At 74.4% G+C, this 12,314-nt stretch carries 10 protein-coding genes; 5 read left to right on the plus strand and 5 right to left on the minus strand.

Features of this window, described 5'->3' with window-relative positions:
- Window positions 1-15: 15 nt before the first annotated feature.
- Complete coding sequence (locus tag ANAEK_RS12980) at window positions 16-1,239, minus strand: c-type cytochrome (protein WP_012526592.1); 1,224 nt, start codon at window positions 1,237-1,239, stop codon at window positions 16-18.
- Window positions 1,240-1,403: 164 nt separating this feature from the next.
- Here ANAEK_RS12980 and ANAEK_RS12985 point away from each other — a divergent pair, with 164 nt between their 5' ends.
- Together ANAEK_RS12985 and ANAEK_RS12990 are read left to right on the plus strand one after the other, a co-directional pair.
- Complete coding sequence (locus ANAEK_RS12985) at window positions 1,404-3,368, plus strand: sensor histidine kinase (protein WP_012526593.1); 1,965 nt, start codon at window positions 1,404-1,406, stop codon at window positions 3,366-3,368.
- Window positions 3,368-4,717 carry a sigma-54 dependent transcriptional regulator gene (locus ANAEK_RS12990; RefSeq protein WP_012526594.1) on the plus strand — a complete coding sequence of 450 codons (1,350 nt, stop codon included), beginning with the start codon at window positions 3,368-3,370 and terminating at the stop codon, window positions 4,715-4,717. Before ANAEK_RS12985 ends, ANAEK_RS12990 begins: the two co-directional genes overlap by 1 nt.
- Window positions 4,718-4,720: 3 nt before the next feature.
- Here the strand turns inward: ANAEK_RS12990 and uvrB are convergent, their stop codons facing one another.
- Entirely contained in the window at window positions 4,721-6,820 is a 2,100-nt protein-coding gene (gene uvrB / locus ANAEK_RS12995; RefSeq protein WP_012526595.1) for an excinuclease ABC subunit UvrB, read from the minus strand.
- A 113-nt stretch (window positions 6,821-6,933) separates the two neighbouring features.
- Between uvrB and ANAEK_RS13000 the strand changes: the two genes are divergently transcribed.
- From ANAEK_RS13000 to ANAEK_RS13010, 3 genes are all read left to right on the plus strand, one after another.
- Window positions 6,934-8,166, plus strand: coding sequence for a hypothetical protein (locus tag ANAEK_RS13000; protein WP_012526596.1), 1,233 nt, complete (start codon window positions 6,934-6,936; stop codon window positions 8,164-8,166).
- 141 nt (window positions 8,167-8,307) lie between these two features.
- A complete protein-coding gene (locus ANAEK_RS13005) occupies window positions 8,308-8,511 on the plus strand; it encodes a cold-shock protein (protein ID WP_011420331.1) in 204 nt (67 codons plus the stop codon).
- Between the two features lie 90 nt (window positions 8,512-8,601).
- Complete coding sequence (locus ANAEK_RS13010; RefSeq protein ID WP_012526597.1) at window positions 8,602-8,793, plus strand: hypothetical protein; 192 nt, start codon at window positions 8,602-8,604, stop codon at window positions 8,791-8,793.
- Between the two features lie 31 nt (window positions 8,794-8,824).
- Here ANAEK_RS13010 and cysS read toward each other — a convergent pair whose 3' ends face one another.
- The 3 genes from cysS to ANAEK_RS13025 all read right to left on the minus strand — a co-directional run bounded on the left by cysS (window position 8,825) and on the right by ANAEK_RS13025 (window position 12,157).
- Window positions 8,825-10,270 carry a cysteine--tRNA ligase gene (gene cysS / locus ANAEK_RS13015; RefSeq protein WP_012526598.1) on the minus strand — a complete coding sequence of 482 codons (1,446 nt, stop codon included), beginning with the start codon at window positions 10,268-10,270 and terminating at the stop codon, window positions 8,825-8,827.
- A 34-nt stretch (window positions 10,271-10,304) separates the two neighbouring features.
- Entirely contained in the window at window positions 10,305-11,465 is a 1,161-nt protein-coding gene (gene ispD, locus ANAEK_RS13020) for a 2-C-methyl-D-erythritol 4-phosphate cytidylyltransferase (protein ID WP_012526599.1), read from the minus strand.
- Between the two features lie 176 nt (window positions 11,466-11,641).
- Complete coding sequence (locus tag ANAEK_RS13025; protein ID WP_011420328.1) at window positions 11,642-12,157, minus strand: CarD family transcriptional regulator; 516 nt, start codon at window positions 12,155-12,157, stop codon at window positions 11,642-11,644.
- Between the last annotated feature and the right edge of the window lie 157 nt (window positions 12,158-12,314).

Here is a 12,314-nt window from a genome sequence, read left to right on the forward strand (position 1 = left end):
CCGCCCGCCGGCCCGCTAGCGCAGCGCGGCGGCGATGGCCTCGAGCTGCGCGCCGGAGAGGTCCTTCAGGCCGGCCATGGAGCCCAGCCCCGCGATCGCGGCGGAGATCTGCGCCGCGGTGCGGCCCCGGACCGCCGAGGCGGCCAGGGCGCCGTGGCAGGCGGCGCATCGGGCCGCGTACAGGGCCGCGCCGTCCGGCGCCGGGCCGGCGGTCGGGCCCGAGGGGACGCGGACCGCGAGCTGCTCGGCCGTGAACGACGCGCCGTAGTGGTACACGATCTCCGGCCCGCCGTAGCCGCCGCCGCCGTCCGGCAGGTGCTCCGCCTCGAGGAAGGTCGGGTGCGGCTGCGCGTTCACGAACGCCGCCACGTCGAGCGCCTCCTGATCGGTGAGCGTCAGCTCCTCCGCGGGCGGCATGTTGAACTGGATCCAGCTGCCCGCCTGGACGTCGTTCGCCATGCCCGCGCCCTTGTTGTACGCGCGCTCGCCCCAGACCGGCGGCGCGCCCACGATGCCCTCCCCGTGCACGCCGTGGCACGGCGCGCAGCGCGAGTCGTAGATCGACGCGCCGTTCGCGGCCACCGCCTTGCCGGCGAGGGCCATGGCCTTGATGGCCGGGTTGGGGAAGGACCGGTTCAGCGAGGAGACCGCGCGGTCCGGGTTCGGCTGCAGCGGGAAGCCCTGCGACAGCCAGTTGATGTAGGAGACGATCGCGAGCAGCGCCTCCGAGTTCTCCGGGAGCCGCGTCCCGTTCATGCTCCGCATGAAGCAGCCGTTCACGCGATCCTGGAGCGTGATCACGCCGCCGTCGCGGTCGTTGAACGCCGGGAAGGACGCGGCCGCACCGATGAACGTGGAGGCGATGGCCTTCTTCCTCCCCGCGTCCAGGTGGCACGAGCTGCAGGTGAGCCCGGACGCGGCGACGTACGGCGCCGTGAGCGGGTGCGTGTTCGTCTCGCGCAGCAGCTTCTCGCCGAGCTCGATCATGTAGGCGAGCTCCTGCCGCGTGCCGCTGCTCCGCGGGAGCGCCGCGGGCGGGTCGGGCATCGCCGCCACCTCGGCCCGGCGGGCGGCGAGGTACGCGGCCTGCGGATCCGCCGGCGCGGGCGCCGGCTGCGGATCGGCGGGGGACGGCGCCGCCGCGGCCGCGGTGCGCGAGCGCGGCTCGCTGCAGGCCGCGAGGGCCGCGAGGGACAGGTTCGCCGCGACGAGCGCGGCGGCACGGGATGGACGGAGCATGGTGGCCTCCTTCGCCGGGCGCGCAGGCGCCGGCGTGGCCCGCCTCGCGGGCACGGCCGGTGCCTCTTTCCAGGCGCGTGCCGCCGGGGCGCCGGTGGTAAGCTCCCGCGGCACCAAGCGGATTTTTACAGCGCGCCGCCGGGGCCGGACCGGAGGATTGCAGGATGCAACGCGAGGACGCGCCGAGGTTGCAGGAGCGCAACGGTCCCGCCCGCCGGGCCGGGATCGGCGCCCGGATGCTCGCGACGATGCTGGGCGTGGGCATCCCGTCCTTCGTCGCGTTCTCGCTGGTCGTGCTCGGCGTGGCCGAGGGCCTGGTGCGCAGCCGCACCGAGTCGCACATCCGGACGCTCGCCGCCGGATCGGCGCGCGAGGTCCAGGAGCTGGTCCGGCACGGTGAGCGCACCGCGGCCGCCCTGGCCGCCTCGCCCGAGGTCGCCGCCGCGCTCGCGGCCGCGGAGCGGGGCCGGACGGACGGCGCCGCGTTCGCGGCGGTGACGGCGATCTTCCTGGCGGCGCAGCGGCTCGACCCGGCCCTGCAGGCCGTCCGCGTCGTGGACGCCGAGGGGAACGAGGTCCTCAAGATCCGCGAGGGCAAGGTGAGCGCCCCCACCTCGGCGCGGCGCGGGCCGCTCGGCCTGCCCGCGATCCAGTCGATCCGCGGCCGCCCGTTCTTCGAGGAGGCGGTCCGCGCGGCGCCCGGGACCGTGATCGTCTCCAACCTCGAGCGCGGGCGCGTGGAGGGCGAGGAGGCGTGGTGCCCCGCCATCGTCCGCTTCGCGACGCCGCTGTCGTTCCCCTCCGGCGCGCGCGCTGGCGTGCTCGTCGTGAACGTCTGGGGCGCCCAGGTCGGCGCGCTGCTGAACCGGCTCATCCCGCCCGAGCAGGGCTCCGCGTTCCTGGTGGAGCGGAACCTCGCCGAGGCCGAGCGCTCCGGCATCTACCTGTTCCACCCCGACGGCGGCTGCGAGTTCGGCAACCAGACCGGGACGCACGTCACCGCCTGGAGGCAGTACCCCGAGGACGTGGTCCGGTCGTGGATGTCCAGCGACGCCGGGCTCGGCGTGCAGCCCGGGACCGGCGACCTCCTCGCGCACGTCTACTACTCGCCGTACGGGCGCGCGGACCGCGGGTGGGTGATCGTGCTGGCGGCGCGCGAGGCGCACTTCGCGCGGCCGGTGGCGCGCCTGCGCGCGACGGTGGTCGGGCTCTCGGTGGTGGTGCTCGCCGGCATGGTGCTCGCCGCCCTGCTCATGTCGCGCACGCTCACCCGGCCGCTGCGATCGCTCGCCGACGGCGTCCGCCGCCTGGGCGAGGACCTCTCGGTGCGGGTGCCGGTGGGCGGCGGCCGCGAGATCGCGGTGGTGGGCGAGGCGGTGAACCGGATGGCGGCGGTGATGCGGGAGCACCTGGCCGAGCGCGAGCGCTCCGAGCGGCAGCTCCGCGAGACCGAGAAGCTCGCGTCGATCGGCGAGATGGCGGCCGGCCTCGCCCACGAGCTCAACACCCCGCTCTCCAACATCCGGGCGCTCGCGTCGCTGGCGAAGCGCGACCTCGAGGCCGGGCCGGCGGACCCGCGGGCGCTCTCGCAGGACCTCGCCGACGTGACCGAGCAGACGCGCCGCTGCAGCGCCATCATCCAGGGCCTGCTCCGCTTCGCGCGGCGGCAGCCGCCCGCGCTCGCCGCCCACGACGTGGACGGGCTGGTGCGGGGCGCGCTGGAGCTGGTGCGGCTGCGGGCCGAGGGCAAGGGCGTGGCGCTCGCGTTCCAGCCCGGGCCGGCGCGGCCGGCCGTGGTGGACGCCGCGCAGCTCGAGCAGGTGTTCGTGAACCTGCTGCTGAACGCGATCGACGCCTCGGGCCCGGGCGGGCGGGTCGAGGTGTCGACCGGGGCCGCGGACGGCCGCGTCTCGGTGCGCGTGACCGACCACGGGGCCGGCATCGACCCGGCGCACCTGCCCCGCATCTTCGACCCGTTCTTCACGACCAAGGAGGTCGGCCAGGGCACCGGGCTCGGCCTCTCGGTGAGCTACGGCATCGTGCGCAGCCACGGCGGCGCGCTGCGGGTGGACTCGGCCCCGGGCCGCGGCGCGACGTTCACCGTGGAGCTCCCGGCGGAGGCCGCCTGATGGCCCGCGTGCTGGTGGTGGACGACGATCCGGTCGCGCAGCGCGTGCTGGTGCGGCTGCTCTCGCCGGGGCACCAGGTGCGCGCGTTCGGCGACCCCGCCGCGGCGCTGCGGCACCTCGCCGAGCACGGCGCCGACGCCGTGCTCACCGACCTCCGGATGCCCGGGCTCGACGGCATCCAGGTCCTGGCGCGGGCGCGCGAGCTCGACCCCGAGGTGCTGGTGTTCGTCATCACCGGCCACTCCTCGCTGTCCGGCGCCGTCGAGGCGATCAAGCGCGGCGCGGAGGACTACCTGGCGAAGCCGTTCGAGCCGGAGGACGTCGTGCTCCGCCTCGACCGCGCGCTGGAGCGGCGGCGCCTCGTGGCCCGGGTGCGGCTGCAGGAGGAGGCGGCGGCGCCCGGCGGCCCGGAGGGCGTGGTCCTGTCCGCGCACCCGCGCATGGCGCCGCTCCTGGAGGTCGCCCGGCGGGCGGCGCGCACCGACTCGACCGTGCTGATCCAGGGCGAGACCGGCGTCGGGAAGGAGGTCTTCGCGCGGCTGCTGCACGCGTGGAGCCCGCGGGCGGGGCGCGCGTTCGTGGCGGTCAACTGCGGCGCGCTCTCGGCGACGCTGCTGGAGAGCGAGCTGTTCGGGCACGAGCGCGGCGCGTTCACCGGCGCGGTGAGCCGGCGCGCCGGGTACTTCGAGGCGGCGGACGGCGGGACCATCCTGCTCGACGAGGTCGGCGCGACCACGCCGGCGTTCCAGGTGCGGCTGCTGCGCGTGCTGCAGGAGCGGAGGGTGCAGCGGGTGGGCGGCACCGCGCCCATCCCGGTGGACGTGCGCGTGATCGCCGCCACCAACGAGCCCCTGGAGCGCGCCGCGCGCGAGGGGCGCTTCCGGCAGGACCTGTACTACCGGCTCGGCGTGGTGACGCTGCCGATCCCGCCGCTGCGCGAGCGGCGCGAGGACGTCCCCGCGCTGGCCGGGCACTTCCTGCGCAAGCACCGGCACGTGAACCCCGCCGTCACCGGGATCTCGCCCGAGGGGCTCGCCAGGCTCGCCGCCTACGACTACCCCGGCAACGTCCGGGAGCTCGAGAACGTGATCGAGCGCGCGCTGATCCTCGAGGCCGGACCGCTGCTGTCGCCGGCCTCGCTGCTGGTCGGCCCCGCGGCGTCGCTGGCCGGCGCCGCGGAGGCGCCCGGGGCGGCGCCGGAGCCGCTCGCCATGGACGACGCGGAGCGCGAGCACGTCCGGCGCGTGCTGGAGCGCTGCGGTGGCCGGCGCGCCGAGGCGGCGCGGGCGCTCGGGATCGACAAGTCCACCCTGTGGCGCAAGCTCAAGCGCTGGGGGCTGCAGGACTGACCCTCAGCGCCGGCGGCGCCGCTGCGGCGGACGCTTCGCCCCGCGCAGCTTGCCCATGGCGGCCGCGCTCGCCACCGCCCCGCTCCCCAGCGATCCCCTCGCCCCCGCGGCGCGCGCCGGCAGCCCGAGCTGGAGGTCCTTCAGCGCCTGCACCCGGTCGCGCAGCTGCGCCGCCTTCTCGAACTCCAGCGCGCGGGCCGCGTCCTGCATCTCGCGCTCGAGCGCCGCCACGATCTCCGGGAGCTGCTCGGGCCGGTACTCCGCGCCCTCCTCGGCCGCGAGCGGCACGGTCACGTAGTCCGCCTCGACCACCGCCATGCCGAGGTCGCTGATGTTCCGCTTCACGGTGGTGGGGGTGATGCCGTGCTCCGCGTTGTAGCGCTCCTGGATCTCGCGGCGGCGCCCGGTCTCGTCGATGGCCTGGCGCATGGAGGCGGTGATCGCGTCGGCGTAGAGCAGCACGCGGCCGTTCACGTTGCGCGCGGCGCGCCCGATGGTCTGGATGAGCGACACCGCCGAGCGCAGGAACCCCTCCTTGTCCGCGTCGAGGACGGCCACCAGCGAGACCTCGGGGATGTCGAGCCCCTCCCGCAGCAGGTTGATGCCGATGAGCACGTCGAACTCGCCGCGGCGCAGGTCGCGGATCACCGCGCTCCGCTCCAGCGTGTCGATGTCCGAGTGCAGGTACCGGCAGCGCACGCCGACGTCGGTGAAGTACTCGGTGAGGTCCTCGGCCATGCGCTTGGTGAGCGTGGTCACGAGCACCCGCTCCCCCGCCTCGGCCCGCTTGCGCACCTCGCCCAGCAGGTCGTCCACCTGGGAGCCCACCGGCCGGACCTCGATCTGCGGATCCACCAGCCCGGTGGGCCGGATCAGCTGCTCGACGACGACGCCCTGCGCCTGCTCCAGCTCGTACGCGGCGGGCGTCGCGGACACGTAGATGGCCTGGCGGACCAGCGCCTGGAACTCCTCGAACTTGAGCGGGCGGTTGTCGAGCGCGGAGGGGAGCCGGAACCCGAACTCCACCAGCGTCTCCTTGCGCGAGCGATCGCCGCGGTACATCGACCCGATCTGCGGGACGGTCTGGTGCGACTCGTCGATGACGAGGAGGAAGTCCTTCGGGAAGTAGTCGAGGAGGCAGGGCGGCGGATCGCCCGCCTTCCGTCCCGAGAGCCACCGCGAGTAGTTCTCGATGCCGGGGCAGAAGCCCATCTGCTCCAGCATCTCCAGGTCGAACATCGTCCGCTGCTCGAGCCGCTGCGCCTCGACCAGCTTGTTCGCCGCCTTCAGCTCGCCGAGCCGCTCGCGCAGCTCCTCGCGGACGCCGGCGATGGCCCGCGCCCGGACCTCCGGCGCCGACACGTAGTGGCTGTTCGGGAAGATCGCGACCTTGTCCAGCTCGGCGAGCGTGACGCCGCGGAGCGGGTCGAACTCGTGGATCGACTCGACCACGTCGCCGAAGAACTCGATGCGGACGGCGCGGTCCTCCTCGTACGGCGGGAACACCTCGATGGTGTCGCCGCGCACCCGGAACGTGCCGCGGTGGAAGTCGAGGTCGTTCCGCTCGTACTGGATGTCGATGAGCGAGCGGATGAAGCGGTCGCGCAGGAACTCCTGCCCGCGCTCGAGGCGCTGCAGCAGGCCGTGGTAGGCCTCGGCGGTGCCGAGGCCGTAGATGCACGAGACGGAGGCCACGATGAGCACGTCGTTCCGGGTGAGCAGCGCGTGGGTGGCCGCGTGGCGCATCCGGTCGATCTCGTCGTTGATGGACGAGTCCTTCTCGATGTACGTGTCCGTCGAGGGGACGTACGCCTCGGGCTGGTAGTAGTCGTAGTAGCTGACGAAGTAGTGCACCGCGGCGGTCGGGAAGAGCTCCTTGAACTCCGCGTAGAGCTGGGCCGCCAGCGTCTTGTTGTGGGCGATGACGAGCGTGGGGCGCTTCACCTCGGCGACCACGTTCGCGACGGTGAACGTCTTCCCGGAGCCGGTGACGCCGAGCAGCACCTGGTGGCGCTCGCCGCGGCGCAGGCCGTCGGTCAGCTCGCCGATGGCCCGCGGCTGGTCGCCGGTGGGCTGGAACGCGCTCTGGAGGTCGAAGGGCACCGCGGGAATGTAACAGCCCTCCCCGGCGGGTTCAGCGGCCGCTTGCCGCGCGCTCCGGGCCCCACTCCGCTTCCCACCCAGAGTAATCTGGAGCCCCGCTCCGGGAGGCCCCCATGCACCCGCTCGTCCACGCCGTCCGCGCCGTCCCCCTGGTCCTCGCCCTCGCGCTGGCCGCGTGCAGCGGGGGCTCGAAGACGTCGTGCCCGGCCGGCCAGACCGACTGCGGCGGCACCTGCGTCGACCTGCAGTCGAGCACGATCCACTGCGGCGCCTGCCTCCACGCGTGCGCGGCCGGCGCGGCCTGCACGGCGGGCGCGTGCGCCTGCCCGGCCGGGCAGATCCCCTGCGGCGGGCGGTGCGTGGATCCGGCCACCGACGCCGCGAACTGCGGGACCTGCGGCCACGCGTGCGGCCTCGGCACCTGCGCCGGCGGCGCCTGCGACTGCGCGGCGGGCGCGAGCGCCTGCCCGGGCGCGAGCCCGGAGTGCGTGGACCTCCAGGCGGACCGGACCCACTGCGGTGCCTGCGACGTGGCCTGCGGGCAGCCGGCGCCGGAGTGCGTGGCCGGCGCGTGCACCTGCAGCCCGCCCCGGACCGCCTGCGGCGCGGCCTGCACCGACACCCGCATCGACGCGTCGAACTGCGGCGGCTGCGGCACGGTCTGCCCGCTCACCAACGACGTGTGCCTGGGCGGCACGTGCCAGTGCCCGTCCGCCCTGCCCGACGTCTGCCCGGCGGCCGGCTCGCCGCAGACCTGCGTGAACCTCGCGGGGGACATCCGGAACTGCGGCGCCTGCGGCCACGCCTGCGCCGCCGGCCAGGACTGCGTCGACGGGACCTGCGCCTGCCCGGCCGGGAAGGTCGTGTGCGGGACCGGGAGCGGCGCCGTCTGCACCGACCTCCTCTCGGACCCCGCCAGCTGCGGCACGTGCGGGACCGCGTGCGCACCGGGGACGGCGTGCAGCGGCGGCCGCTGCCTGTGTCCCACCGGTGCCCCGCTGGCCTGCGGCGGGGGCTGCTGCCCCGGGACCGGCTGCTGCGAGGCGGGGACCGCCTGCCAGACGGCCCACGACAACGGCCTCGGCCAGAAGTACTACGATTGCGGCGCCCTGGACGAGCACACCCAGGCCCAGGCCGTCCTCGCGGCGCTCGCCTGGAGCGCCACCGGGACGACGTTCGACGGGACAACGATCTGCGGCACGTTCTGCCTCTGCCGGGAGACGGGCACGCAGGCGGCGGTCTGGTGCTACGCCGGCAGCCCGATGAAGGGCCTCGCCACCGTCAGCAACGTCGGATCGTGCGCGATCGCCACCTGCCCCTTCGCGGGCGGGGTCGCCTGGCACTAGCCCGGGAGCGAGCTGCGTCCCCCCTGGAACCTGCTCGACTTTTCACCATCCTGCGGCTACGTTACAGGCGTCCCACGCCTCTGGCGCGGCTCGGGGCCGACGGGAAGTGTATCCCGGACGAACACGGAAAGAAGTGTGCAGATGGCGAGTGGTACTGTGAAGTGGTTCAATGATGCGAAGGGCTTCGGCTTCATCTCCCAGGACGGTGGCGGCGAGGACGTGTTCGTCCACCACACCGCGATCGTCGCCGAGGGCTTCCGCAGCCTGCAGGAAGGGCAGCGGGTGGAGTTCGAGGTGAAGAAGGGCCCCAAGGGGCTGCAGGCCGCGAACGTCCGGGGGGCGTAGCCGCCGGTCGGAGTCGCACGTGTCGTGGGGGCCCGGCCGCTCGGCCGGGCCTTCGCGCTTTAGGCCCCCAACCTCGAAGGAGCGCACACCATGGCCTTCCACCCCGGAGCGACCAAGCGGCAGAAGGAAGCGGCGCGGCGAGACAAGCAGCGCCACAAGGAAGAGAAGAAGGAGCAGCGCAAGCGCGAGAAGGCGTCGCGCGAGTCGAACCCCCTCGCCCCCGGCGAGGATCCGGACATCGCCGGCATCGTCCCCGGCCCGCAGCCGCCGCTCGAGGAATGAGCCGGCGAGGCGCGCGGCCGCGCGCCTGCCCTTACTCCACCTTCCAGGTCGTGCCCTGCGGCCCGTCCATCAGGACGACGCCGCGGGCCAGGAGCGCGTCGCGGATGGCGTCGGAGCGCGCGAAGTCCTTCGCCGCCCGCGCCGCCGCGCGCTCCGCGATGGACCGCTCCACCTCGCCGCCGTCGATGCCCCGCCGCGCCGCCGCCCGGTCGCGGATGGCCGAGAGCGCCTGCGCCGGCGGGCGGTCCAGGATCCCGAGCACCGCGCCCACCGCGCGCGCGCCGCGGGCGAAGGCGGCCAGCCGCGCCTTCTCCTCGGGCGACTTCTTGCCCTTGCGATCCGCGAGGGCGTTCGCCTCGGTGAACGCCTCGGCCACGATGCCCAGCACCTGCGGCGTGTTGAAGTCGTCGTCGAGCGCGGCGCGCGCCCGCTCCACGAACGCGGGCTCCGCGGCCGGCGCCGCGCCCGCGCCCAGCCGCTCGGCCTTCTCCACCGTCTCGTAGAGCGCGGAGAGGCGGCGCTCGGCCTCGGCCAGCACCTGGTCGGAGAAGTTGAAGTCGCGGCGGTAGTGCGTGCCGAGCAGGAAGAAGCGCAGGGCCTCGCCGTCGAAGCGCGCCAGCACGTCGCGGATGGTGAAGAAGTTGCCGAGCGACTTCGACATCTTCTCGTCGTCGATCTGGACGAAGCCGTTGTGCATCCAGTACCGCGCGAAGTCCTCGGCGTGCAGGCCGTCGCTGGTGGCCGCCACCGACTGCGCGATCTCGTTGGTGTGGTGCGGGAACACCAGGTCCTTGCCGCCGGCGTGGAGGTCGATGGGCGCGCCCAGGTGCTTCTGGGTCATGGCCGAGCACTCGATGTGCCAGCCCGGCCGGCCCTTGCCCCAGGGCGACTCCCAGGCCGGCTCGCCCGGCTTGGCCGCCTTCCACAGCGCGAAGTCGAGCGGGTCGCGCTTGGCCTCGCCCGGCTCCACCCGCGCGCCGGCGATGAGGTCGTCCAGGTTGCGCTTCGAGAGCCGCCCGTACTCGGGGAACTTGCGGACCGCGTAGTAGACGTCGCCGTTCCCGGGCGCGTAGGCGAAGCCGCGCTCCACCAGCCGGGCGATCAGCGCGACGATCTCCGGGATGTGGCCGGACACCCGCGGCTCGACGTCGGGGCGCAGGTTGCCGAGCGCGTCCATGTCCTCGTGGAACGCGTCGGCGAAGCGCGACGCGAGCGCGATGGGGTCCTCGCCGCGCTCGTTGGCGCGCTGGATGATCTTGTCGTCCACGTCGGTGAAGTTGCGGACGAAGCGCACCTCGAGGCCGCGGGCGCGCAGGTGGCGGACCACCACGTCCCAGACCACGTAGCAGCGGGCGTGGCCGAGGTGCGAGTAGTCGTAGACGGTGGGGCCGCACACGTAGAGCCGGAGCTTGCCCGGCTCGAGGGGGACCAGCTCGCGCTTCTGCGCGGTCAGGGTGTCGTGGACCTGGATGCTCATCTCTGTCGTGTCCCGTTCGTCGGCGGGGTCCGGCTCAGCCGGCCGCGCGCACCAGCAGGGCGATCGCGTGCGCGGCGACGCCCTCCTCGCGGCCGACGAAGCCCATGCCCTCGCCGGTGGTGGCCTTCACGTTGACCTGCGCCGGGGAGATCCCGAGCGCCCCGGCCAGCCGCGCGCGCATCTCCTCGGCGCGCGGCGCGATCTTGGGCCGCCTCGCGGCCAGCGTCACGTCGCAGTTCCCCACCCGCCAGCCGCGCTCGGCCGCCTTCGCGGAGATCTCGCGGAGCAGCGCCAGCGAGGAGACGCCCTTCCAGCGCGGGTCGGTGTCGGGAAAGTGCCGGCCGAGGTCGCCGAGCCCGGCCGCGCCCAGGATGGCGTCGCCGATGGCGTGCGCGCAGACGTCGGCGTCGGAGTGGCCGAGCAGGCCGTCGCCCTCGAACTCCACGCCGCCGAGCACGAGCCGCCGGCCGGGCGCGAAGCGGTGGGTGTCGTAGCCCACGCCGGTCGCGACCGGCGCCTCGAGCAGCGCGCGGGCGCGGCGCACGTCGTCCGGCCCGGTGATCTTGAAGTTGCCGGCCTCGCCCGGCACCAGCGTGACCGGCGCCCCGGCCGCCTCCACCAGCGCGCACTCGTCGGTGGCGGCGGAGGCGGACGGCCCGGCCGCGGCGTAGGCCTGCTCGAGCACCGCGCGGCGGAAGCCCTGAGGCGTCTGCGCCAGCCACACCGTGCGGCGGTCCAGCGTCTCGAGGACGCGCGGCACCGCGGCGCCAGCCTCCGCCCGCTTCACGGTGTCGGTCGCCGGCAGCGCCGCGAGCGCCGCGCCGTCGCGGGCGGCGGCCTCGGCGACCCGCGCCGCCAGCGCCGCGCTCGCGAACGGCCGGGCGGCGTCGTGGACGAGCACCACCGCGCCGTCGGCGGCGGCGAGCCCGTTGCGCACCGAGTCGGCCCGCGCCGGGCCGCCGGCCACGGCCCGCACCGGCTTCCCGAGCCCGGCCAGCTCCGCCTCGCCGCGCGCCTCGTCGCCGGGCGGGACCACCACCACCAGCCCGTCCACCGCGTCGCAGGCCGCGAGCACCCGCGCCGAGCGGCGCAGCACCGTCTCGCCGCCCAGCGCCAGCCATTGCTTGGCGACGCCGGCCCGCTGCCCCGAGCCGCCCGCCGCCAGGATCCCGATCACGCGCTCGCCGCGGATCACCTCGTCGCCTCCTCGCGGCGCGCGCGCCGCCCGTCCCGCGGCGCCGGCTGGCACCGCCCCTGCTACCACCCGGACGCGTGCCGCACCCGGGCCCAGACGTCAAGCGATCCGCGCGGAGACGCGACCGCCGCGCGGACTTCCGTCCGTGCGGCGGCCCCGGATCCCGCGGAGGGGGATCAGCAGTTGAAGATCTTCTTCAGGTCGTCCTCGACGTCCTGCTCGTCGCACGCCTTCGCGATGGCGAGCTCCTTGATGAGGAGCGAGCGCGCGGTGTCGAGCATCTTCCGCTCGCCGAACGAGAGGTCCTTGTCCGACCGGAGCAGGTAGAGGTCGCGCAGCACCTCGGCGATCTCGAACACGCTGCCGGTCTTGATCTTGTCCATGTACTCCCGGTAGCGGCGGTTCCAGGTGGTGGAGTCCACCGAGACCTCCTTCTCCCGGAGGATCCCGTAGACGCGGCGGACGTCCTTCTCCCCGATGATCTCGCGCAGGCCGACCGAGCCGACCTTGTTCATGGGGATCATGATCTTCATCCCGTTCTCCAGGATGCGGAGCACGTAGAACGACTGCCGCTGGCCGGCGACCTCCTTGTGCTCGATGCCCATGACCTCGCCGACCCCCTGCCCGGGGTAGACGGCCTTGTCCCCGACCTTGAAATTCGGGGCAACCTGAGTAGCCTGCGTTGCGGACATTCCTTCCTCCGCTCCACCGCCGGTGCCGATGGCCGACCGGACGGGTCGACTACGGGGCGGGAGCTTAGTCGCGGGAGACTACCACAGCTCCCCGACACGGTCAATAACACTCGAATTTTCGAGCGTATTCGTGACGACCCCGCTGGGACGGCGGCCT

The organism is Anaeromyxobacter sp. K (assembly GCF_000020805.1).
In the GTDB taxonomy this organism is placed as follows: Bacteria; Myxococcota; Myxococcia; order Myxococcales; family Anaeromyxobacteraceae; genus Anaeromyxobacter; species Anaeromyxobacter dehalogenans.

What these genes read in the sequence shown, in the direction of transcription:
- ANAEK_RS12980 (WP_012526592.1), bottom strand. Translation starts at nt 1,239, where the DNA reads ATGCTCCGTCCATCCCGTGCCGCCGCGCTCGTCGCGGCGAACCTGTCC.
- ANAEK_RS12985 (WP_012526593.1), top strand. Translation starts at nt 1,404, where the DNA reads ATGCAACGCGAGGACGCGCCGAGGTTGCAGGAGCGCAACGGTCCCGCC.
- ANAEK_RS12990 (WP_012526594.1), top strand. Translation starts at nt 3,368, where the DNA reads ATGGCCCGCGTGCTGGTGGTGGACGACGATCCGGTCGCGCAGCGCGTG.
- ANAEK_RS13000 (WP_012526596.1), top strand. Translation starts at nt 6,934, where the DNA reads ATGCACCCGCTCGTCCACGCCGTCCGCGCCGTCCCCCTGGTCCTCGCC.
- ANAEK_RS13005 (WP_011420331.1), top strand. Translation starts at nt 8,308, where the DNA reads ATGGCGAGTGGTACTGTGAAGTGGTTCAATGATGCGAAGGGCTTCGGC.
- ANAEK_RS13010 (WP_012526597.1), top strand. Translation starts at nt 8,602, where the DNA reads ATGGCCTTCCACCCCGGAGCGACCAAGCGGCAGAAGGAAGCGGCGCGG.
- cysS (WP_012526598.1), bottom strand. Translation starts at nt 10,270, where the DNA reads ATGAGCATCCAGGTCCACGACACCCTGACCGCGCAGAAGCGCGAGCTG.
- ANAEK_RS13025 (WP_011420328.1), bottom strand. Translation starts at nt 12,157, where the DNA reads ATGTCCGCAACGCAGGCTACTCAGGTTGCCCCGAATTTCAAGGTCGGG.